The sequence below is a fragment of the Polaribacter sp. L3A8 genome (assembly GCF_009796785.1).
Taxonomy (GTDB): domain Bacteria; phylum Bacteroidota; class Bacteroidia; order Flavobacteriales; family Flavobacteriaceae; genus Polaribacter.
On sequence record NZ_CP047026.1, the window covers coordinates 800,319 to 821,315 of the forward strand.

A 20,997-nucleotide genomic window follows, 5' to 3' on the forward strand; every position below is an offset into this window, starting at 1 on the left:
TTTTATTCTTCAATTGGTGGATGACCATGAATTTCTTCGTAATCTTCATCAAAATTAGATCTTAAATAAGCATTTAATTTCTTTCTATAATCGTCTTTTAACCAGGTTACAAAATTGTGTGTACTTTTAGAAATACATTTGGCGTATCTATTAATTCTATCATCAATTTCTTCTCCTAGTAATTTAGCTAAAATTAGTGCATCAAAAACGTCTTCACTATTTTCTATACACATTTTTGCATGATGTACAATCGATTTTTCTAGTACCCTTTTAGAAGATTCTCCTTGCCTAATGGTATCTATATATACTTTTTTCATATCGAAATAAGTATCGGTAGATTTTTCGAACTCTTTTTTAACATCCGCAGTTAACTCATATCTAAAGGTGCTTTCTATATCTTCATCAGAAAGAATTGCATTTAAATAATAGTCTGGTGCTCTAAACATTTTTTCCCAGTCTAAATCTGCTCCCCAAGGGCCAAATCTATGAAAATTGTTTCCTAAGTCAATTACATCAAAAGTGCTTTTATCGCTTAAAACCCTAGAACCACGACCAATCATTTGGTAGTATAAGGTTAACGATTTTGTTGCTCTATTTAAAATAATTGCTTCAATAGTTGGCTCATCAAAACCTGTTGTTAAAATACTAACTGAGGTAATAATTGCACCTGGTGTTTTATGAAACCATTTTAAAATAAGCTCACGCTCACTTCTTGTATTTGTATTGTCTAAATGCGCAATAGGATATCCTGCTTTTTTAAAGGCATGAAACACTTGTATAGAGGTGTTAATACCATTATTAAAAATTAAGGTTTTCTTTCCTTTTGCAGTTTCTTCATATGCCGAAACCAATTTAGAAAGCATGTCTGAATTGGTATATAAATCTTCTGAAGATTTTACCGTATAATCTCCATTTGCTCCTACTTCTAAAGATGTTAAACCAACGTTATAAGAATATAAGTTTGCGCTTGCTAAATACTCATTATCAATTAAATGCTGAATTGTTTCTCCAACAAATAATTCTTGATAATTCTCATACATTGGTAATTTAATGTTAGAACTTAAAGGAGTTGCAGTAACACCAAGTATAAAAGATTCATCAAAAAATTTAAAGATTTTTGTAAATGAATTATAATGCGCCTCATCCACAATTACCAAACCAATATCAGAAATATCTAGTTTATCATCATTCAACCTATTTTTTAAGGTTTCAACCATTGCCACAAAACAATTAAAATCATCTTGATCGTCTAATACTGCTGTAGAATTGATGATCTTATTAGAAACACCAAACTCTTTTAACATTCTAGAGGTTTGCTTACTCAACTCAATTCTATGCGTTAAAACTAAAACTTTCTTTTTAAAAGTTTCTAAGTAACGTCTTACAATTTCAGAAAAAATTACTGTTTTCCCACCCCCTGTTGGTAATTGATACAATAGATGATAATCTTTGGGCGCATCCTCAAACCTTCTAAAAATCTCTTGAAGAGCATCTTTTTGATATCCGTATAATTCCTTACCTACTTTTTTTACTGAAGTGTTTATTTCTGCCAAACGATTAAAAATTTTAAAAGACAAAAATAAGACTTAAATAAGGTTTAATGCAAGTTTAAACTATATAAATCTTGATAAATTTGTATTTGCGATATCATAATGTGACGTATTCTCTACAGAAACCCCATTTTTTACGATAATTAATTGAGGAGATTGATGCATCACCTGAAACGCATATCCTACTTCATCAGAAATATCTCTATAATTTAATAAATCTAAATAATAAACTTTTAAATCTTGATGGTCTTCTGTAAAAAGAGCCTCAAAACGCTTAATTACCATACTACTTATTCCACAACGTGTAGAATGTTTAAAAATTAATACGGCTTCGGTTTTAGAAATTTCTTTTATTTCTTCTAACTGCTCCATAGAAGTTAAAGGAATCCACTTTAAGTATGACACTTTTGCTTCTTTTTCCTTACCTTCATCATTACCTCCAAAAATCTTATTAAATATACCCATTTATTGTTTTTTGTTATTTGTCGGTGTAAATATAGTAAACTTTCAACAGACAAAAAGTCAGTATAAACAACACTTTACAGACATTTTGACTTACTTTAAACTTAAAAAATAGATGGTATTAAAATTGCTTTATAGTTATCAAAAAAAAACAAAAACTTAGAAAATGAATTTTAACAATTATACAACAAAATCGCAAGAGACCATACAAATGGCGCAACAGATTGCGCAAGGTTTTGGTCATAATCAAATAGAAAACGAGCACATTTTTAAAGCTTTAACACAAGTAGATGAAAATGTTTTGCCTTTTCTTTTGAAAAAATTGAACATCAATATTACTATTGTAGAACAAATTTTAGACAAACAATTAGAGAGTTTACCTAAAGTTTCTGGTGCAGAATTAATGCTATCTAGAGAAGCAAGTAAAACATTAACAGAAGCAGCTGTAATTGCTAAAAAAATGAAGGATGATTATGTTTCTATAGAACATTTAATTCTAGCTATTTTTAAATCTAAAAGCAATATTGCACAAGTTTTAAAAGACCAAGGAGTTACAGAAAAACACTTACAAGCTGCTATAGACGAATTAAGAAAAGGAGAAAGAGTAACTTCTCAAAGTCAAGAAGAAACCTATAATTCTTTAAATAAATATGCTAAAAACTTAAACAAATTAGCCGAAGATGGTAAGTTAGACCCTGTAATTGGTAGAGATGAAGAAATTAGAAGATTATTACAGATTTTATCTCGTAGAACAAAAAACAATCCAATTTTAGTTGGAGAACCAGGAACCGGAAAAACTGCTATTGCAGAAGGTTTAGCACACAGAATTGTAGATGGAGATGTACCAGAAAATCTAAAAGGAAAACTTATTTTTTCTTTAGATATGGGTGCTTTAATTGCAGGTGCAAAATATAAAGGAGAATTTGAAGAGCGTTTAAAAGCGGTTATTAAAGAGGTAACAAATTCCGATGGTGATATTGTACTTTTTATTGATGAAATTCACACGTTAGTTGGTGCTGGTGGCGGACAAGGAGCCATGGATGCCGCAAATATTTTAAAACCAGCTTTAGCGCGTGGAGAGTTGCGTGCAATTGGTGCAACTACGTTGGATGAATATCAAAAATACTTTGAAAAGGACAAAGCTTTAGAAAGACGTTTTCAGAAAGTAATTGTTAATGAACCTGATACAGAAAGTGCTATTTCTATTTTAAGAGGAATTAAAGAAAAGTATGAAACACATCACAAGGTTCGTATTAAAGATGAGGCTATTATTGGTGCTGTAGAATTATCTCAGCGTTATATTACCAACCGTTTTTTACCAGATAAAGCCATTGATTTAATGGATGAAGCGATGGCAAAACTGCGTATGGAAATAAATTCTAAACCAGAAGAGCTTGATGTTTTAGACAGAAAAGTGATGCAGTTAGAAATTGAAATTGAAGCCATTAAACGTGAAAAAGACGAAACTAAGTTAAAATCTTTACGCTCTGATTTAGCAAATCTAAAAGAAGAACGCAATGAAATGAATGCGAAGTGGAAATCTGAAAAAGAGGTGGTAGATAATATTCAGAATGCAAAAGCTGCTATAGAAGATTTAAAAGTTGAAGCAGAAAAAGCAGAACGTGATGGAGATTATGGTAAAGTAGCCGAAATTAGATATGGGAAAATGAAAAAAGCCCAAGAAGATTTAGAAGGTTTTCAAAAAGTATTGGCAGATAATCAATCTGAAAAATCTTTAATAAAGGAAGAAGTAACTTATGATGATATTGCGGAAGTAGTTGCAAAATGGACTGGAGTTCCGGTTACAAAAATGATTCAGTCTGAGCGTGAAAAACTGTTAAGATTAGAAGCACAATTACACAAAAGAGTAGTTGGACAAGAAGAAGCTATTGTTGCTGTTTCTGATGCCGTAAGACGCTCTAGAGCTGGTTTGCAAAACCCTAATAAACCTATTGGTAGTTTCTTGTTTTTAGGAACCACTGGTGTTGGTAAAACAGAGTTGGCTAAAGCCTTGGCAGAATACCTGTTTGATGATGAAAACGCTATGACTCGTATAGATATGAGTGAATATCAAGAAAGTCATTCTGTAAGTAGATTGGTTGGTGCGCCTCCGGGATACGTTGGTTATGATGAAGGTGGTCAATTAACAGAAGCTGTTAGAAGAAGACCTTATTCTGTGGTACTTTTAGATGAAATAGAAAAAGCGCATCCAGATACTTTTAACGTGTTATTGCAAGTGTTAGATGAAGGAAGGTTAACTGATAATAAAGGACGTGTTGCCGATTTTAAAAATGCCATCATTATTATGACTTCTAATATTGGTAGTCATATAATTCAGGATAAATTTAGCGATCCAAAAGCAGATTTAGATGCTGTAACCGAATTGGCTAAAATAGAAGTTTTAGCCTTATTAAAACAATCTGTAAGACCAGAGTTTTTAAACAGAATTGATGATGTAATTATGTTTACGCCATTAACCAAGGGTAATATATTTGAAATTGTAAAATTACAAATAGAACACTTAAAGAAAATGATTGGTAAGCAAGAAATTACTTTAGATGCAACGGACGAAGCTATTAAATATTTAGCTGAAAAAGGGTATCAGCCAGAATTTGGAGCAAGACCTGTAAAAAGAGTTATTCAGAAAGAAGTTTTAAACCAGCTTTCTAAAGAAATATTGTCTGGTAAAATTACCACAGATAGTATTATTTTAATTGATGCTTTTGATGATCAGTTGGTGTTTAGAAATCAGTCTGATTTAATTGAGAGTACTTAAAATTAATGTCATTTCGAGAAACAAAGCAATCTTTTATTTGTTACTAAAGCCTCTAACACAGACATTATTAATAGTGAAGTTCGCAAGGAAAAAGTGATGTTTTTAAACATCACTTTTTCTTTTTTAAGTATATTCGTTCTTTAAATTAACTTTTATGAAGAATTTTTTACTCCTTTTTATTTTTGCTTTTACTGTTCTAACTTCTTGTACTTCTAATGAAACTACAACGTATTATTTAATTCGCCATGCAGAAAAAGACAGAACAGACAAAACAAATAGAAATCCTGATTTAAATAAAAACGGGCAAGAAAGAGCTAAAAAATGGGCAAATCATTTTAAAAATGTACAATTTGATGCTATTTATTCTACAAATTACAACAGAACCCTACAAACTGCAACTCCAACTGCAGAAAGTAAAAATTTAGAAATCATAAAGTACAACCCTAGTAAAATGTACGATTCTATTTTTCAGCAAGAAACAAAAGGAAAAACAGTTTTAGTGGTTGGGCATAGCAACACGACTCCTGCTTTTGTCAATAAAATTTTGGGAGAAAAAAAGTACAAAGACATGGACGATGACAACAATGCTAGTTTATACATTGTAACAATTACTGGTGATAAAAAAACGAGTAAAATTATAAAAGTAGATTAGTTGTTTTATTTCTTAAATTAATTAGCATCATTGCTAGCAACAAAGAAATCTGTTGATTATATAGAGGTTGCCACAGTTTACAAAAAAGTAAACTTCGCAATGACAAAATAAAAAATGAGTGTTATAGAGAACGTTGAGTAATATTTATGTTTAAATGCTTTCTAAAAAAATAGATTACTTAAGGTTTAGGTTGATAAAAAATTAAATTATTTTCTAGTTCTAAAACAAATTAGCAAATTTCTAGCCCTGATTGCAGCAATTGTTTGAGCTCTTTTTTATGCTTTTTCAGAATAAAAAAAGCGAGTGTCTTTCGACTTCGCTCAAGATAAACTCCAAGCAGAAAATAGCTTCAAAAAAATAACTTTTAATTTTACTCTAAAACTTTTACCTCAATATCTTTTAAAACAATTTCAGAAACTTTTTTAAGGGTATTATTTTCATAAGCTTTGTCAATATCAACTAGAGAAACTTCTTTATTTAAAGGCTTGTAATTATGAAAATCTACAAAACGAATTCCGTTTTTTACACATTGTTCCTTTAGAACTCTAAACCTTTTTCCGCCTTCGTTTGTATGGTAGGAATACCCTAAATAATCAACTAAAAAATCTTCTTTACCAATCCAATAAATAAAAACATCTTCAAAATCTTCTCCTCCTCCATTTTCAGAAAATGTAACTTCTATTTTGTAATATTCTTTTCCTTTTATAGTGACTGATGGCAATAATTTTTTATTTACAGCTTTGTCATTTAACCCAAAAGGCAACACAGAAAAATAATGTACAGAATTTACGGCATTAGCATATTTAGAAGAATCTACTTTAGACAGTTTTTGCTCTTCTAGATTGATAAACCTTTTAAAACCGTCATTTGTTAGACCATCTATAACAGAATCGAACTCTCTAATTAATTTATAATTACCGTTTTCTCGATAAGCAACATACTCTTTGTCTCTAAATTTGAATTTAATTTCTGAATTAGCCACTTTATCAGCACCAGCATACAAAATAGTTTTATCTATGATTTGCTGTGCAGTTAACTTGTTTTCAGACGGTTTACAAGAAATTAAAAAAGCTAAAAAAAGAATTGGTAAATACTTCATTGGTTTTGTTTTATTGAGTGGGTAATAGATTTCAAAATTACATTTCTTTGACCAAAGTAAAAATGTATCTTTGTTAAAATTATTTAAATAAAAATCAGTCAATGGCTGTTCAGAAAAATATAAACATAAAGAACAAAAAAGCACGTTTCGAATTTGAAATTCTAGACAAATACGTGGCTGGAATTCAGTTAACAGGAACGGAAATTAAATCGATTCGTTTAAGTCAGGCTAGAATTACAGAGAGTTTTTGTGAATTTAATGAAGGCGGAGAATTGTTTATTGTTAATATGTACATTCAAGAATACATGTTTGGGCATCACTTTAACCACAAACCTAAAAGTGAGCGTAGATTGTTAATGAATAAACGCGAATTACGTTCTTTAAGAAAAGATGTTGAAGCAAAAGGAAATACCATTGTTCCTTTACGCTTGTTTATTAATGATAGAGGTTTTGCCAAGTTAGAAATTGCCTTAGCAAAAGGTAAACAAACACATGACAAACGTGAAGTATTAAAAGACAGAGACAACAAACGAGATTTAGCACGAATTAAAAAGAGCTTTAACGGATAATGGATTTTTTAAGACTTATTCGTTATAAAAACCTCTTTATGGTTTTATTAACAATGGTTTTAACCAAGTACGCTTTAATAGATTCTATTTTTTTTAGTAATATTAGTTTTAAAAACTACACGTTAATTCACACTACATATACAGGTATTACTTTAACCCATTATCAGTTTACACTACTTACTTTTAGCGTTCTATTAATTACGGCTGGTGGTTATATTATTAATGATATTTTTGATATTGATACCGATAAAATAAACAAACCAGCAAAACTTATTATAGGAAATTCTATTACTATAAAAAAGGCATGGTTTCTGTATTCTTTTACGAGTCTTTTAGGATTATTTATAGGAAGTTATGTATCTATAACGACAGAAAACACAGAATACATTTTTATCTTTTTAGGAACCATTTTAGCATTGTTTTTATACTCTAAATACCTAAAAAAAACATTTTTAATTGGTAATTTAGTAGTTTCTATTCTTTTAGGTTTGGTTATTTTTATCACTGTATTATTTAATGAGCCCAAACCTCATAGTAGTAATCTATTAGAAGTAATGAGTAATATTGGCACCGGAATCCGTTTGTTACTAATTACAGTTACCTACATTGTTTTTTCTGTTCTAACCAATTTTATTAGAGAAATTATAAAGGATATAGAAGACATAAATGGCGATTTAAAAATAAAAGCAAAAACTTTACCCATTATTTTCGGTAGAAAAAGAGCTTCTAAAGTCGCTTTTTTCTTTAGTGCCATATTATTGGTATTTCTATTGATAGTGCTACAATCCTTAAAAGAAGACATACTCCTTTTAGGTTATGGAATTGTCTTTATTCTATTTCCATTCCTTTATTTTATGTATCAATTATGGATTTCAGAAACGAAGAAAGACTTTTCTAAACTAAGCAGTTTGATGAAAATAGTGATGCTTTTTGGTATATTATCGATGGTATTGTTTAAAATAAAATAATAAAAACAGATTCCTGCCTTTGCAGAAATTACAAAAGAAACAAATGTTAAGAGAAAAATTAAAACAATACAACGTAATACTAGCCTCAAAATCTCCAAGAAGACAACAATTCTTTAAAGATTTAGACATCGATTTTAAGATTCAGCTTAAAGAGGTAGAAGAAATTTATCCTCCTGAATTAAAAGGAACAGAAATTACCGATTTTTTAGCGGATTTAAAAGCGCAAGCATTTAGTAATTTAACCGAAAAGGATTTATTAATTACATCCGATACCATTGTTTGGTTAGATGAAAAAGCATTAGGTAAACCAAAAGACGAAGCTGATGCTTTTAATATGTTAAGATCTTTATCTGGCAAAAAACATGAAGTAATTACATCGATAAGTATAAAAAGCAAATTTTTTAAGAAGATTATAAGTGATGTAACTACCGTTTCTTTTAAAGAGCTTTCTGATGATGAAATAAATTATTACATCAAGAATTATAAACCTTTTGATAAAGCTGGTGCATACGGAATTCAAGAATGGATTGGTTTTATAGCTATTGATAATTTAGAAGGCAGTTATTTTAATGTAGTAGGCTTGCCGGTTCATAAACTTTATAAAGAATTGATGATTTTATAAAACAAAATGACTACTTATACTCTATTAATGAGATAATTATATATTTACCTGGATAAAAGGTAATATACTATACAAACTCATTAAAACTATTGTTTTCTAAGGCTTGGATACCAACTAATTTTGCACCCGCAAAATAAAAATAATGATGAGAACAAGTAATCAAAAAGCAAACACAGAAAACAAAGTAGGAACACAAGCAAAGAATTTTAGTCAAACAAGTTCTATCGTTTGGAACTTAAAAAGACGTTACAGATAAATAAATAAAATCTTTTAGTTAAGTATTCGTAAGCTCTTTTTTATAAAAAAGAGCTTATTTTTTTATCGCTATTTTAGACGGTAGGCCTTTTTATTCATGGAATTTTTAAGGGTAATTTTTAAGCTGATTTAGCTTTCTTTTACAAGACTTAATTGTACTATTTTAAACAGTCTTACTTCTTAATAAACTTTTCTCTTCTCTAAAGCAAAATAAAAGTTTATTTTTACGCAAATTTTACAACACAATACAACACAATTATATAATGAAGAAATACACGTACACAGAAAAGAAAGACACGCGTTCAGGTTTTGGAGATGGTTTAACAGAATTAGGAAGAACAAACCCAAACGTAGTTGCCTTATGTGCAGATTTAATTGGTTCTTTAAAAATGGATCAATTTATTGAAGAAAACCCTGAGAGATTTTTCCAAATTGGTATTGCAGAAGCAAACATGATTGGTATTGCTGCTGGTTTAACAATTGGAGGTAAAATTCCTTTTACAGGAACATTTGCTAACTTTTCTACAGGTAGAGTGTACGACCAAATTCGTCAATCTGTAGCATATTCTGGTAAAAACGTAAAAATTTGTGCATCTCATGCAGGAGTTACTTTAGGAGAAGATGGCGCAACACACCAAATATTAGAAGATATTGGTTTAATGAAAATGTTACCAGGAATGACCGTTATTAATACGTGTGATTACAACCAAACAAAAGCAGCAACGATTGCAATTGCAGATTTTGATGGACCTGTTTACTTACGTTTTGGTCGCCCAAAAGTGCCTGTATTTATGCCAACTGATGAAAAATTTGAAATTGGTAAAGGAATACAATTAACAGAAGGAACTGATGTAACAATTGTTGCTACAGGTCATTTAGTTTGGGAATCTTTACAAGCAGCAGAACAATTAGAAGCAGAAGGAATTTCTGTAGAAGTAATTAACATACACACAATTAAACCTTTAGATGAAGAAATAATTTTAAAGTCTGTTGCTAAAACAGGTTGTATTGTAACTGCTGAAGAACATAATAAGTTAGGTGGTTTAGGTGAAAGTGTTGCAAGAACATTAGCTTTAAACACCCCTACTCCGCAAGAGTTTGTTGGTACAGATGATACTTTTGGAGAATCTGGAACACCAGAACAGTTAATGGCTAAATATGGTTTAGATGCTGCTGCAGTTGTTAAAGCTGTTAAAAAAGTAATTTCTAGAAAATAAATGCGTTTTAAGTTTAAAGCGTACTTGTATTAACTTTAAATAAAAAAAATGATGAAAAAAGTAATTTTAATGATGTTTTTGGCTTTTGGTTTTAACCAAGTGTCAAACGCTCAAGTAGATTTTGGTATTAAAGCTGGTGTAAACTACAATAATAGTGGAGACGACTCTGTTGAAAGTTTAGGAACTGATGTAGTTGATGGAGCAAAAGCTAAATCTGGTTATCATGCAGGAATTTGGTTTCGTGGAGATATCCCTGTTTTAGGTTTGTATGTAAGACCAGAAATTGTTTATACACAAGTTAAGACAGAGTTTGAGCAAGCAGTCGGTTCAGATGATTATTCATTTAAGAAGTTAGATGTACCTGTTTTAGTAGGTAAAAAATTCTTAGGATTTGCAAATGTTTTTATTGGTCCTTCTTTTCAATACATTTTAGATGATGAAATTACTTTTCAAGATTTGACTTCTGATGAACTTGATAAGTTCTCTGTAGGACTTCAAATGGGAGCTGGAGTAGAGTTTGGTAATATAGGTATAGATGTACGTTGGGAAAGAGGTTTATCTGGAAACGAAGCTAAGTTTGCTGATAAATTTACCGTAGATAACAGAACGAATCAAATAATATTTGGACTTTCTTTAAAGTTATAAGCACACAAATTATTTAATATTAAAAAAGCTCTTGAAAATTTCAAGAGCTTTTTTTTTGTATTAAAATACACCTTCTTAGAATATAATAGACTTATTTAAGAGTTTATTAGAAATAACAAAACAACTATTTAAAAACAATTCACCTTACCAGACCAATTAAAAAATATATTGTAAATACAACTAATAGCGTAACACAAAACCTCTCTTAGAAAAAGTTTTTTCTTAATCAATCTAAAATATCAAACAATAAAAAACCAGTGAAAATAAATTCACTGGCTTAATTTTATAATTATTAACCTATTTTTATTGAGTAATTTATAAAAAATTATGTTTACACATAACTAGTATACAGCATTTATAATTGCTTTGTCGTTTGTTGTCATGTAACTTCTGTTTGGAACGATTGTACCACCATCTATCTTTTTCATAGTTCTCCAACCATTTGCTTTTGCTGTAGCAGTTTGCCAAAAATAAGACCCATACATCATTATAGAATTTACATCTACTACGTCTGAATATTCCCAACCATTTGCATCTGATAATTTTACATAATTAAACTCTTTGTTATCATCAATATTATTATATAAAACAGTTAAATAAGCATCTCTGTTCCAATGATTTTGTTCATGAACAATACCAGCTGCATGTAAAAATTCATGGATAGTAGAACCTTCTGAACAATTTGAAGCGATGTTCATAGATTGACCTGGAGATTTTTTATTTCTATAGCCAATTTGAGCAGAACATCCACTATCGTTACTGTAGTTAACCCATACATATCCTGCAGTATCTGTACTTACCCACTTTCTTACAGTAAGATCTGTGTTATTTGTAATGTATTGCGCAGCATTATCTACTTTATTTTTAGTAGCTTGAGGCATACTAGAAGAGTACTTATAAAGTAAAGTGCTATTTGGCCATTTACCACCACGTCTATCCCATACACCTTGTCCTTTTGCATTAACATTAGATTCAGCAAAATCTTCATCAGTAAAAAGCATATCTCCTAAGGCATAATTTCCATCCCCTAAAGCAATCATTTCAACTTTAGTTCCATACAATAATTTAGATTCTTTTGGCAAATTTTCATCATACGTAACTTGTTCGGCTGCTAATGTTAATTTTAATTCATTAGTCATTGATTCACTTAGGTTTTCTGTTTCAATTCCTGCTTCTGACTGGCAAGAAGCCAAAATTAGTACAGTTAAAACAATTGATAAATTCTTAAGGATTTTCATAATTTAGTTGTTTTTAATTAATAGTTTGGTTAATTTTCGATTAATAATTACGTAAACTTAAACATTTTATTACAAATAACACATTTTTATTTTCAAAAAAACAACTATCAAAACTAAAATTATTAAAAAACCAAAATTAATAGCATTAAATTTAAGTATCCTAATTATTAACATTTAAATTATTTGTTTTAAGAAAACACATAAAAATTATCATCAATAACTCTTAAAAATTTTAAAGAACTTTTTAATAAATAAACATTGTACTTTTTTTAGCAATTATACATTCTAATTTTTAGCACTAATTAACAAGAATATAGAAGTGAATATCATTTTTAAGAAAGCTTATTTCCCCTTGCTCTATCTTAATGCTAATATGTTACAGTTTTAAAAAATAAATCTTTTAAAAGGCATCTTTATAACAAAAAAAAAGACTCTTAATTTCTTAAGAGTCTTTTTTTATAAACCAGAATTTATTTTAGGTTTGTATAGTATCTAATTTTAGTGTTTTTTAAATACTTTATTTTATATCCGGATTTAGATAATCTGGTAAAGTTGGATTGTTTGTATCGCTAAAATCATTTGCAGGATTACCATCTTTATTTGCATCTTCATTGATTGTTAAAACACCATCTCCATCATCATCTGTATCAAAATAATTTGGGATACCATCTAAATCGGTATCATCATCTCTAGGATCTCCATTACCATCAGTATCTTCATCAATAGAAGCAACACCATCGTTTTCATGATCTGTACCTTTTACAAAATCATACAAATCGATGTAAAAAAGTAAACATTCATTTGCAGAAATACTTCCGCTACCAATATTTCCATAAGCTAAACCAGAAGGAATAAATAAAATTCCTTTCCCTCCGTTTTCATAGGTAATAGGACCATTATCAGTAATATTATCACCACTTTTAAAATTGGTAAAACCATAAGACCAACCTCTAATTGTTCCAAAACTAGTAAAATTAGGTCTAACTAAATTTAACCAAATAGGAGTTGAACTACTATCAAAAGAATCACTAATACTCTCTGTATCTACAATTCTTTGTCCATTATATTTCACAAAAACAGAATCTACAACCGTTGGTTTTCCTTTATCTATTGTTGGGCTACCTAAATTATTTACATAATAATATAATGTATAATCAATTTCATTTTCGGTAATACTCATCGATTTTAACTTAGCATCATCATAAAGCGCAGTTGCTCCATCAACCAAAGCTGTAACAGTTTTTGTAGATGTATCAAAATAATGTTTTTTTAGAAATTGAACTAAAGTATCATTATCGATTAAAGCTTGTGCCTCGTGATCAAAGTTATCTACCTCGGTAGAACTGCTACTTCCACAAGAATATAGTAGAATTGAAATAATTGCAAAAGCAAAAATATTTTTTATTTTATTCATTTAATCTTAAAATTTGAGCACGCAATTTACCAATTTTATACCTTTGTAAAAAGACAAACGTTATATTTTAACTATTTTTATGAGAATTGATAAATATTTGTGGTGTATTAGAGTTTTTAAAACAAGAAGTTTGGCAACAACAGCTTGTAAAAAAGGACAAATTAAGATCGCCAACAGTAGCATAAAACCATCTAAAGAAGTTTTTGGTGATGAATTGATTTTAGTTCGAAAAAATCAAATCAATTATCAAATAAAAGTTTTAGATTTACCCGTAAGTAGAGTCGGCGCAAAATTAGTAGATCTTTATAGAAAAGATGTTACCCCAAAAGAAGAGTTTGAAAAAACAGATCTTTTAAAATTTGCAAAAGATTATTACAGAAAAAAAGGAGCTGGTAGACCCACAAAAAAAGACAGAAGAGATATTGATAATTACCAAGACGATACAACAGAAGAAATATGACAACAAAAGGTAGCATTATATTAAATCAATTGCAAATTTCTCAGAAAATTAGAAGAATTGCATATCAGATATACGAAACTAATAGTTCGGAAAAAGAGATTATACTAGCAGGTATTGTTGGTAATGGCTACCTTTTTGCTGAAAAATTATTAGAAGTTTTGGAAGAGATATCACCTTTAAAAGTAACTATTTGTAAAGTTAATATTGATAAAAAACATCCTTTAAAACCTGTTACTACTTCTTTAGAAATTGCAGACTACAAAAACAAGTCTTTAATTTTAGTTGATGATGTTTTAAGCTCTGGAACTACTTTAATATACGGAATTAAACATTTTTTAGATGTTCCGTTAAAACGATTTAAAACAGCAGTTTTAGTGAATAGAAACCATAAAAAATACCCTGTAAAGGCAGACTTTAAGGGCATTTCTTTATCTACTTCTATAAAAGAACACATACAAGTAGAGTTTTCTACAAAAGAAACTGAAGCGATTGCTTATTTAGTTTAAGATTGTTGCTAACTCTTCTGCGACTTCCATTTTTGTTTTATGGTCTATTTTTAGGCGTGTTTTTGCTTGCTCGTAATAAGGACGTCTTTCAAAAAGGTGTTTCGCAACAAACTCAGGTATTTTATCATCACCTAAAGAAGCTATTAAAGGACGTTTACTTTTCTTTCTAATTAAACGCTCTATCATCGTTGCTGTACCTCCTTCTAAATAAATAGATATCGTTTCTCCTTTATTAATTTCTTCCATATTATTTGCATAACAAGGCGTTCCGCCACCTAAAGCAAGGATAAAATTTTCATCTTTGGCCAAAATTTCTTTCAAATAGGTGTTTTCTATTAACCTAAAATACACTTCTCCTTTGGTTTCAAATATTTTAGAAATAGGCATTCCTTCTTTCTCAATAATATAGTCATCCAAGTCTAAAAACTTCATAGACAACTTTTTAGAAAGTCGTTTACCAATACTTGATTTTCCCGAAGCCATATACCCTAATAATACTATTTTCATTGATTTTTATTTTTATGCAAATATCTATAATTTTTTTTCAATTTAATACTAATAGTTCCAATGTTTGATTGTATATTTGCAACCGGTTTACAAAATAGACCTGGTAGCTCAGTTGGTAGAGCATCTCCCTTTTAAGGAGAGGGTCCTGGGTTCGAGCCCCAGCCCGGTCACAAAAAAAAAGGTTAAGCACATGCTTAACCTTTTTTTACTTTAATAAAAAGCGCACGTGGCGAAATTGGTAGACGCGCAGCCTTGAGGGGGCTGTGTTCGCAAGAACGTGGAAGTTCGAATCTTCTCGTGCGCACTTTTACACTTCTTTTAGATTTCAATTTTTTTTAAATTAGTGTAAACACTATCTTATTTTATTACAAGTAGATATTTTTAACACTACAATTTCATCATCAGTAAAAAAATCGCATGGTTTTACAATAAAATTAACCTTTTTAAGCGCTTTTATTACTATTATTGCAATATGCAAAGACTATTATATATATTGTGCTTATTCGCATCTTTAAGTACATCCTCTCAGAACGATACCTTACGTGTTACAACACTAAAAGGACAAATTATTCACGCAAAAACTAAAAAAGCTTTAAGTGCTGCACACATATTAAATCTAAATAGTGTACAAGGTACAATTACCAACGATAGAGGTTTTTTTGAAATGCCAACAAAAGCGAATGACACTATTTTAGTTTCGTATTTAGGGTTTGCGTCTATAAAACTAAAAATAACAAACGATTTATTAAAAGGAAACGAATTGTTAATTGCTTTATATGAAAAACCAGAAGAAATTAGAGAAGTTGTTATAAAATCTACCAAATTAATTGGAGTTTTAGAAATTGACATAAAACAAGTACCTAAGGATCGATTTACAAGGATTAAAATTAATGGAATACCACAGACCTATGAAGTAGGTAAACCTAAAGGAAAAGACTTCTCCTCGCCTATTGCCGCATTGTTTCAACCTGTTGATTTTTTATACAATCTGTTTGGTAAAAAACCTAAACAATTACAAAAATTACAAAAATTGAAGAATGAAGACAATTTACGTAAAATGTTATCAGGTAAGTTTGACAGAGAGGTTATGATGGAATATCTACAAATGGATAGACAAGAGCTTACTGAGTTATTAACCGATTGTAACTACTCTGAATATTTTATTAAAAAGGCTTCTGATTTACAAATGATTGAAGCTGTATTAGATTGCTACGAAAACTACAAAGCACTTAAAAAAGGAAAGATTGAGCGTGATAAAATTCCTGTAAAGAATTAATTACTTTAACTGCTATATGCTCTTAACAAGCATAATAAATATTTAAAAGTCTTGAGAATTTTCTCAAGGCTTTTTTTTGTATTGAAAAAGGCCAAAAACACGAATGCTTTTGACCTTAATCAACTATTAAAACTAACTTAACTATAACTAAAAATACCTTTACTCTTATTTAGAATGATCCTTTCCTTAGTTTAACACAAGTTATAAAATCACTCTTTTAAATGAATTGTACTTGTATTCTTAACTCTCCTTAACTTTCATCATCAACTACATTAATAAGACTAAGAAGAAACACTTTAGTTACATCTAAAAAATGAGTTTAACAAAATTTTAAGTATTAAAGAAAAAAGCATAAAAAAAATCCAGCGTTAGCTGGATTTTTCAATTGATATTTATTTGTAAAAAATATATTAACTACCTTTAAAATTGTTTGCCTTACAGCAACAGAAATTTATAATAAGTTAAACTTCTTATTGATTTCCTAAAATAATTGGCATTCCAGATTTTCCAGAACCAATTACAATTACTTTACTGTTTGTAGATTTAGCCAATTCTACAGTAGCCTGAATTCCTTTTTCTTGTAAAATCTTATCAGATAAAGAAGCATTCAATATTTTGTTTGCTACAGCTTTACCTTCTGCATCAATTCTTTGTCTTTCTGCTTCTTTCTTTGCTTTAGAGATTCTAAACTCGTATTCTAAAGATTCTTGTTCTTGTTTTAATTTTGTTTCAATAGCAATTCTAATTGTAGAAGGCAACTTTACATCTTCCACTAAAACTCTTGTAACTGATAAAAATTGATCTCTTAAAACAATTTTAATTTCGTCTAAAATTTCCTGCTCAATTACATCTCTTTTACTAGAATATAATTGCTCTGGAGTATAACGACCTACAACGCTTCTTGCCGCTGCATTAATAGCAGGATCTAACAACTCACGCTCATAATCTTCTCCTTTTGTTTTAATTAACTTACCTAAATTAGAAAATTCTGGCTCGTACCAAATAGTTCCGTTTACTTTAACTTCTAGTCCGTTTACAGAAAGTACATTCATTTCATCTGAAATTGATTGCTGACGCACTTTTCTTACGATCATTCTATTCCAAGGTGCAACAATCTGAAATCCTTCTCCGTACGTTTTTTCTGTATTAATACCATCTCCTAAAGCTTCAAAAATTACCCCTCCTTCTCCAGGACCAATAGTTACTGTAGATTTAGAGAATAAAATTATAACTATTACTGCTAATATGATAAAAAAAACGCCCCCTTTAGGAAACTTAATATCCATTTGATTATTCGCCATTTATTTTTGTTTTTAAATTCTTTCAAATTTACAATATAACTTCATTAAAAACAATCTATATCAGCACAATCTTCCTTAGGTTTTTTCAATTGTACACATGCAAATTATAACTAAAAACAGCAACAATTAAATACTAATCTAATCGATCTTTAACATATTCAATTTCTGTTTTTCCATGCTTTTTAGGCTGACCATTTTCATCTAAAGAAACCATCACTATTTTGTCTATCTCTATAATGGTTTTTCTAGTTAACTTATTTCTAACACTACAGGTTAGTGTCATTGAAGTATTTCCGAATTTTAAAACATCAATTCCTATTTCAATAATATCTCCTTGTTTTGCAGAACTTATAAAATCTATTTCAGACATATATTTTGTTACTGTTCTTGCGGTTTCTAATTGAATAATGGCATAAATAGCCACCTCTTCATCAATAAATTGCAATAATCTACCACCAAATAAAGTTCCATTCGGATTTAAATCTTCTGGTTTTATCCATTTTCTTGTGTGAAATCTCATATAAAATTTTGTTTTTTAAATTTTCCCATAATATTTTCTAACAAACCATTCTACTGTAAGTAAAGCTATTACAAAAAATAAAACCCACTGCCAATCAATTAAGTGTTGCTCTTTTACAATTGATTTTTGGGTGGTATAAAATGATTTATCAGCTAAAATTGCTTTCTTTAATTTTTCTACTTCATCTTTAAAATACAACTTCCCTCCTGATTTATCAGCTAATTTTAATAGTTTTTTTGAATCTGCATTCGTAAACTGTTCTTCAATTTGGTTAGCTGTTACTTTAAACTTACCATGTTTCTTTATTTGTTGTCCAATTACTGATACTATATAACTGTAATCTCCAGGACCTAAATTCTCTATTTCTGTTTGATAAGAGTTATTCATTAAAGAAAAAGGTATTTTTGTTTCCTTTTTAGTATCTGTATTTGTAATCGCAATCTCTAAGGAGGCTCTTGCATCGAATTGATAGTTTTTATCCAAATAAAAGGCAGATATATCTATTACAGCAGCATCAGAATACAAACTTTCTGCATGTACATCTAATCGATTTCTCTTTTTAGTAGATGCTAAATATTGTACTAAGTTTCCTATAAATGTATCGAAATCTTGAAAAGAATTGGAGTTTAAAAAACTAGCGGCTCTCCACCTCCATAAACCTTCTCCTAATAAAATAGCAGACTTTTGATTATTGATTTCTAAAGTTGCTAATAAAGGCTGTTTGGTTTGTAATCCGTTAATATTTTGAAATAATAATGTTTGGTATTCTCTAGAAATTGCTACCTCTCCAAATTGATCTTTAAGCGGAGGAAATTGATTAAAACCGATATCCTTTTGTAAAAAAGTTAAAAATGAATTACTAAAAAAGGCTCCATAATTTTCTGTTTGATGAAGTACCTTTTTAGAGACCCCTAATTGTTTTTTATTGATAAAATTCCAATCTGAATTTGCTCCCGAAATTAAAAAATAGTTGCTATTACTCGTTTTAATATCAATTAAAACCTTATTAAACTTATTATTTGGTTGATACAACATAATTAATTGATAGTCATTAATTTGACTTTTAAAATCATCAATTAAAAAAACAGAAACAGCACGTTGTTTATTGCTTTCTATCGATTTTTTTAATGTCCCTAAATCTGGATGTAAAACAGAAGCTAAAATCAGTACTTTTGTTTGCTCATCTATTACTTCTACAGAGAAACTTTTAACGTTATTCTTTGTGTTTTTTTCCCCTTCAATTTTACGAATAGAAGCTGTGTAATACTGCAGTCCTTCTTTAGTAGAAGTTAAATTTGTTGTGATTGTTTTAGAATTATCCGTTGCAGAAAACTGCACCTGTTTTGTAAAAACGGTTTTTCCTTTTTTAACTATCGAAAACTGAGAAATAACGTTTTCTTTACCTTCATAATTCAGTAATACTTCTACGGGAAATTTATTTTTGATGTAACTGTATTTATTAACGCTTAACTGACTTATTTTTAAATCTTTATAAAGAGTAGTATCCCCAAAAACAACTGGATATATTTTTTGCTTAGCATTGATAAACTCATAATCATTCCCTATTGTTTGGTTTCCGTCTGTTAATAATACTATTGGTGCAATTTTATGCTCATATAATTGATTTACTGTAGTTATTGCTTTGTAAATATTAGTTTCTCTATCTAAAAAAGAAAGGCTGTCTAAACGGTTTAATTTCCTTCCGAAAGAAAAGGCATTAATATCAAATTTATCAGCAATACTTCTATCATTTTGAATCTCTTGTAAAAAAAGGGATATGTTTTTATCTTCCTTAAAAAAGGGAATGGATTTAGAATCATCAACCAAAACAGTTAAGACAGGTTTTATGTTTTCATTCTCAATACTCTTAATTGTTGGGTTTATCAATAATAAAAGCAACAAAAAAAGACTCACTGTTTTTAAAACAAATAATAATACATTAATTTTTGCGCTATTTTTTTGTTTAAAAAAATACTGAAAATAAGCTATTGAAACACTCAATAACAAAGCTAGAATACAATAAATAACAGTGGTAGTTTGCAATGATTTTTATTTAAGTTGAAAGATATAAATAACTATTGAAAAATGAATGCTAATTTTTTGAGTCTTTCTATGAATTTTTCAATTTAGATTTATACCAAATATTTAAAATTAAGCCACCAATAATTAAGGCAATTCCTAAGAAACTATAAAAAGTATAAATTTCTCCAAATAAAAAGACTCCAAAAGTAGCCGTATAAATTACTTCGAAATACTTTATAGGAGCCACAATATTGGTGGATGCTGTTTGAAATGCTTTGGTCATATAAACTTGGCCAACATAACCAAAAACACCTAATAACAACAAAAAGAGCCATTCAATTCCTTTAGGAGTTGCCCAATTATTAATAGAAAGTACACCTCCTAAAACTGTAGCAAACAACATAAAATAATTTACAATTACAATAGGATGCTCGCTTTTTCCTATTTTATTGATAATAACATACACAAGACCACTTAATACAGATGCTAATAAAACGAGAATTAACCCCGTTGTATTTATCTGATGATCAAATCCTTTTAAAACAAAAACACCAACAAGTGAAATTATAAAAAAGAACCATTGTAAAGGTTTAATTTTTTCTTTTAATAAAAACACTGCAAAAATAGCCGAAAAAATTGGTGCAATATATCTTATAGATACGGCAGTACCAATAGATAAATATTTTACAGACATAAAAAAAAGAATCATAGAAGTGGTACCTGCTAATGCTCTTAATATTAATAATTTATTATTTTTACCAATCATGGGTATTTTATTTTTTAATAAAAAACCAAACGTAAAAAACAGCGAACCTAAAGACCTAAAAAACACAATTTCGAAGGTTGGCACATCTTTTAAATATTTTACAGTAGAATTCATACAAGCAAAAGCAAGTGTACTTATCAACATGTATTTAATCGCTTTTTTTACATTCAAA

At 29.2% G+C, this 20,997-nt stretch carries 20 protein-coding genes and 2 tRNA genes; 12 read left to right on the forward strand and 10 right to left on the reverse strand.

Annotated features, from left to right (window positions below):
• Positions 1–2: 2 nt before the first annotated feature.
• Positions 3–1,553 carry a DEAD/DEAH box helicase gene (locus tag GQR92_RS02955; RefSeq protein ID WP_158837723.1) on the reverse strand — a complete coding sequence of 517 codons (1,551 nt, stop codon included), beginning with the start codon at positions 1,551–1,553 and terminating at the stop codon, positions 3–5.
• A 60-nt stretch (positions 1,554–1,613) separates the two neighbouring features.
• Positions 1,614–2,015: a bacillithiol system redox-active protein YtxJ gene (gene ytxJ, locus GQR92_RS02960; RefSeq protein ID WP_158837724.1), complete on the reverse strand. Its 402-nt coding sequence runs from the start codon at positions 2,013–2,015 to the stop codon at positions 1,614–1,616.
• Positions 2,016–2,178: 163 nt separating this feature from the next.
• Between ytxJ and clpB the strand changes: the two genes are divergently transcribed.
• Together clpB and GQR92_RS02970 are read left to right on the forward strand one after the other, a co-directional pair.
• Positions 2,179–4,788: an ATP-dependent chaperone ClpB gene (gene clpB, locus GQR92_RS02965; RefSeq protein WP_158837725.1), complete on the forward strand. Its 2,610-nt coding sequence runs from the start codon at positions 2,179–2,181 to the stop codon at positions 4,786–4,788.
• Between the two features lie 154 nt (positions 4,789–4,942).
• On the forward strand, positions 4,943–5,440 hold the full coding sequence (locus GQR92_RS02970) for a SixA phosphatase family protein (RefSeq protein ID WP_158837726.1): 498 nt from the start codon (positions 4,943–4,945) through the stop codon (positions 5,438–5,440).
• A gap of 370 nt (positions 5,441–5,810) precedes the next feature.
• Here GQR92_RS02970 and GQR92_RS02975 read toward each other — a convergent pair whose 3' ends face one another.
• On the reverse strand, positions 5,811–6,539 hold the full coding sequence (locus tag GQR92_RS02975) for a DUF6503 family protein (RefSeq protein ID WP_158837727.1): 729 nt from the start codon (positions 6,537–6,539) through the stop codon (positions 5,811–5,813).
• A 101-nt stretch (positions 6,540–6,640) separates the two neighbouring features.
• Between GQR92_RS02975 and smpB the strand changes: the two genes are divergently transcribed.
• The 5 genes from smpB (at position 6,641) to GQR92_RS03000 (ending at position 10,815) form a co-directional block, all read left to right on the forward strand.
• Positions 6,641–7,108, forward strand: coding sequence for an SsrA-binding protein SmpB (smpB, locus tag GQR92_RS02980; RefSeq protein WP_105048769.1), 468 nt, complete (start codon positions 6,641–6,643; stop codon positions 7,106–7,108).
• A 38-nt stretch (positions 7,109–7,146) separates the two neighbouring features.
• Positions 7,147–8,076: a geranylgeranylglycerol-phosphate geranylgeranyltransferase gene (locus tag GQR92_RS02985; RefSeq protein ID WP_158837728.1), complete on the forward strand. Its 930-nt coding sequence runs from the start codon at positions 7,147–7,149 to the stop codon at positions 8,074–8,076.
• 43 nt (positions 8,077–8,119) lie between these two features.
• The gene (locus GQR92_RS02990) at positions 8,120–8,698 is read left to right on the forward strand and encodes a Maf family nucleotide pyrophosphatase (RefSeq protein ID WP_158837729.1); all 579 of its coding nucleotides are present in this window, start codon (positions 8,120–8,122) and stop codon (positions 8,696–8,698) included.
• 518 nt (positions 8,699–9,216) lie between these two features.
• On the forward strand, positions 9,217–10,170 hold the full coding sequence (locus tag GQR92_RS02995; RefSeq protein ID WP_158837730.1) for a transketolase family protein: 954 nt from the start codon (positions 9,217–9,219) through the stop codon (positions 10,168–10,170).
• A gap of 51 nt (positions 10,171–10,221) precedes the next feature.
• Positions 10,222–10,815 (forward strand): outer membrane beta-barrel protein, encoded by a 594-nt coding sequence (locus GQR92_RS03000; protein ID WP_158841937.1) that lies wholly within the window; start codon positions 10,222–10,224, stop codon positions 10,813–10,815.
• Positions 10,816–11,156: 341 nt separating this feature from the next.
• Here the strand turns inward: GQR92_RS03000 and GQR92_RS03005 are convergent, their stop codons facing one another.
• Positions 11,157–12,053, reverse strand: a complete 897-nt coding sequence (locus GQR92_RS03005; protein WP_158837731.1) for a M12 family metallopeptidase — start codon at positions 12,051–12,053, stop codon at positions 11,157–11,159.
• Between the two features lie 517 nt (positions 12,054–12,570).
• Entirely contained in the window at positions 12,571–13,467 is an 897-nt protein-coding gene (locus GQR92_RS03010; protein WP_158837732.1) for an FKBP-type peptidyl-prolyl cis-trans isomerase, read from the reverse strand.
• A gap of 79 nt (positions 13,468–13,546) precedes the next feature.
• On the opposite strand from GQR92_RS03010, the gene GQR92_RS03015 reads away from it, so the two are divergent.
• Entirely contained in the window at positions 13,547–13,927 is a 381-nt protein-coding gene (locus tag GQR92_RS03015; protein ID WP_158837733.1) for an RNA-binding S4 domain-containing protein, read from the forward strand.
• Positions 13,924–14,433, forward strand: a complete 510-nt coding sequence (locus tag GQR92_RS03020) for a phosphoribosyltransferase family protein (protein ID WP_158837734.1) — start codon at positions 13,924–13,926, stop codon at positions 14,431–14,433. Before GQR92_RS03015 ends, GQR92_RS03020 begins: the two co-directional genes overlap by 4 nt.
• On the opposite strand, the gene GQR92_RS03025 is transcribed toward GQR92_RS03020, so the two are convergent.
• Positions 14,425–14,940, reverse strand: a complete 516-nt coding sequence (locus tag GQR92_RS03025) for a shikimate kinase (RefSeq protein ID WP_158837735.1) — start codon at positions 14,938–14,940, stop codon at positions 14,425–14,427. The two genes, GQR92_RS03020 and GQR92_RS03025, sit on opposite strands and share 9 nt — an antisense overlap.
• Before the next feature lie 97 nt (positions 14,941–15,037).
• On the opposite strand from GQR92_RS03025, the gene GQR92_RS03030 reads away from it, so the two are divergent.
• From GQR92_RS03030 to GQR92_RS03040, 3 genes are all read left to right on the forward strand, one after another.
• Positions 15,038–15,110, forward strand: a tRNA-Lys gene (locus tag GQR92_RS03030).
• A gap of 50 nt (positions 15,111–15,160) precedes the next feature.
• Positions 15,161–15,244, forward strand: a tRNA-Leu gene (locus tag GQR92_RS03035).
• Between the two features lie 168 nt (positions 15,245–15,412).
• The gene (locus GQR92_RS03040; protein ID WP_158837736.1) at positions 15,413–16,216 is read left to right on the forward strand and encodes a carboxypeptidase-like regulatory domain-containing protein; all 804 of its coding nucleotides are present in this window, start codon (positions 15,413–15,415) and stop codon (positions 16,214–16,216) included.
• Positions 16,217–16,686: 470 nt separating this feature from the next.
• On the opposite strand, the gene GQR92_RS03045 is transcribed toward GQR92_RS03040, so the two are convergent.
• The 4 genes from GQR92_RS03045 to GQR92_RS03060 all read right to left on the reverse strand — a co-directional run bounded on the left by GQR92_RS03045 (position 16,687) and on the right by GQR92_RS03060 (position 20,996).
• A complete protein-coding gene (locus tag GQR92_RS03045; RefSeq protein WP_158837737.1) occupies positions 16,687–17,517 on the reverse strand; it encodes a prohibitin family protein in 831 nt (276 codons plus the stop codon).
• A 133-nt stretch (positions 17,518–17,650) separates the two neighbouring features.
• A complete protein-coding gene (locus GQR92_RS03050; RefSeq protein WP_158837738.1) occupies positions 17,651–18,037 on the reverse strand; it encodes an acyl-CoA thioesterase in 387 nt (128 codons plus the stop codon).
• A 15-nt stretch (positions 18,038–18,052) separates the two neighbouring features.
• A complete protein-coding gene (locus GQR92_RS03055) occupies positions 18,053–19,951 on the reverse strand; it encodes a VWA domain-containing protein (RefSeq protein WP_158837739.1) in 1,899 nt (632 codons plus the stop codon).
• A 196-nt stretch (positions 19,952–20,147) separates the two neighbouring features.
• On the reverse strand, positions 20,148–20,996 hold the full coding sequence (locus tag GQR92_RS03060) for a DMT family transporter (RefSeq protein ID WP_233269983.1): 849 nt from the start codon (positions 20,994–20,996) through the stop codon (positions 20,148–20,150).
• Position 20,997: the final 1 nt, after the last annotated feature.

Bases quoted from the DNA above. Each gene is read 5' to 3' on its own strand.
- ytxJ (WP_158837724.1), bottom strand. From the start codon at position 2,015: ATGGGTATATTTAATAAGATTTTTGGAGGTAATGATGAAGGTAAGGAA.
- clpB (WP_158837725.1), top strand. From the start codon at position 2,179: ATGAATTTTAACAATTATACAACAAAATCGCAAGAGACCATACAAATG.
- GQR92_RS02970 (WP_158837726.1), top strand. From the start codon at position 4,943: ATGAAGAATTTTTTACTCCTTTTTATTTTTGCTTTTACTGTTCTAACT.
- GQR92_RS02975 (WP_158837727.1), bottom strand. From the start codon at position 6,539: ATGAAGTATTTACCAATTCTTTTTTTAGCTTTTTTAATTTCTTGTAAA.
- smpB (WP_105048769.1), top strand. From the start codon at position 6,641: ATGGCTGTTCAGAAAAATATAAACATAAAGAACAAAAAAGCACGTTTC.
- GQR92_RS02985 (WP_158837728.1), top strand. From the start codon at position 7,147: ATGGTTTTATTAACAATGGTTTTAACCAAGTACGCTTTAATAGATTCT.
- GQR92_RS02990 (WP_158837729.1), top strand. From the start codon at position 8,120: ATGTTAAGAGAAAAATTAAAACAATACAACGTAATACTAGCCTCAAAA.
- GQR92_RS02995 (WP_158837730.1), top strand. From the start codon at position 9,217: ATGAAGAAATACACGTACACAGAAAAGAAAGACACGCGTTCAGGTTTT.
- GQR92_RS03000 (WP_158841937.1), top strand. From the start codon at position 10,222: ATGAAAAAAGTAATTTTAATGATGTTTTTGGCTTTTGGTTTTAACCAA.
- GQR92_RS03005 (WP_158837731.1), bottom strand. From the start codon at position 12,053: ATGAAAATCCTTAAGAATTTATCAATTGTTTTAACTGTACTAATTTTG.
- GQR92_RS03010 (WP_158837732.1), bottom strand. From the start codon at position 13,467: ATGAATAAAATAAAAAATATTTTTGCTTTTGCAATTATTTCAATTCTA.
- GQR92_RS03015 (WP_158837733.1), top strand. From the start codon at position 13,547: ATGAGAATTGATAAATATTTGTGGTGTATTAGAGTTTTTAAAACAAGA.
- GQR92_RS03020 (WP_158837734.1), top strand. From the start codon at position 13,924: ATGACAACAAAAGGTAGCATTATATTAAATCAATTGCAAATTTCTCAG.
- GQR92_RS03025 (WP_158837735.1), bottom strand. From the start codon at position 14,940: ATGAAAATAGTATTATTAGGGTATATGGCTTCGGGAAAATCAAGTATT.
- GQR92_RS03040 (WP_158837736.1), top strand. From the start codon at position 15,413: ATGCAAAGACTATTATATATATTGTGCTTATTCGCATCTTTAAGTACA.
- GQR92_RS03045 (WP_158837737.1), bottom strand. From the start codon at position 17,517: ATGGCGAATAATCAAATGGATATTAAGTTTCCTAAAGGGGGCGTTTTT.
- GQR92_RS03050 (WP_158837738.1), bottom strand. From the start codon at position 18,037: ATGAGATTTCACACAAGAAAATGGATAAAACCAGAAGATTTAAATCCG.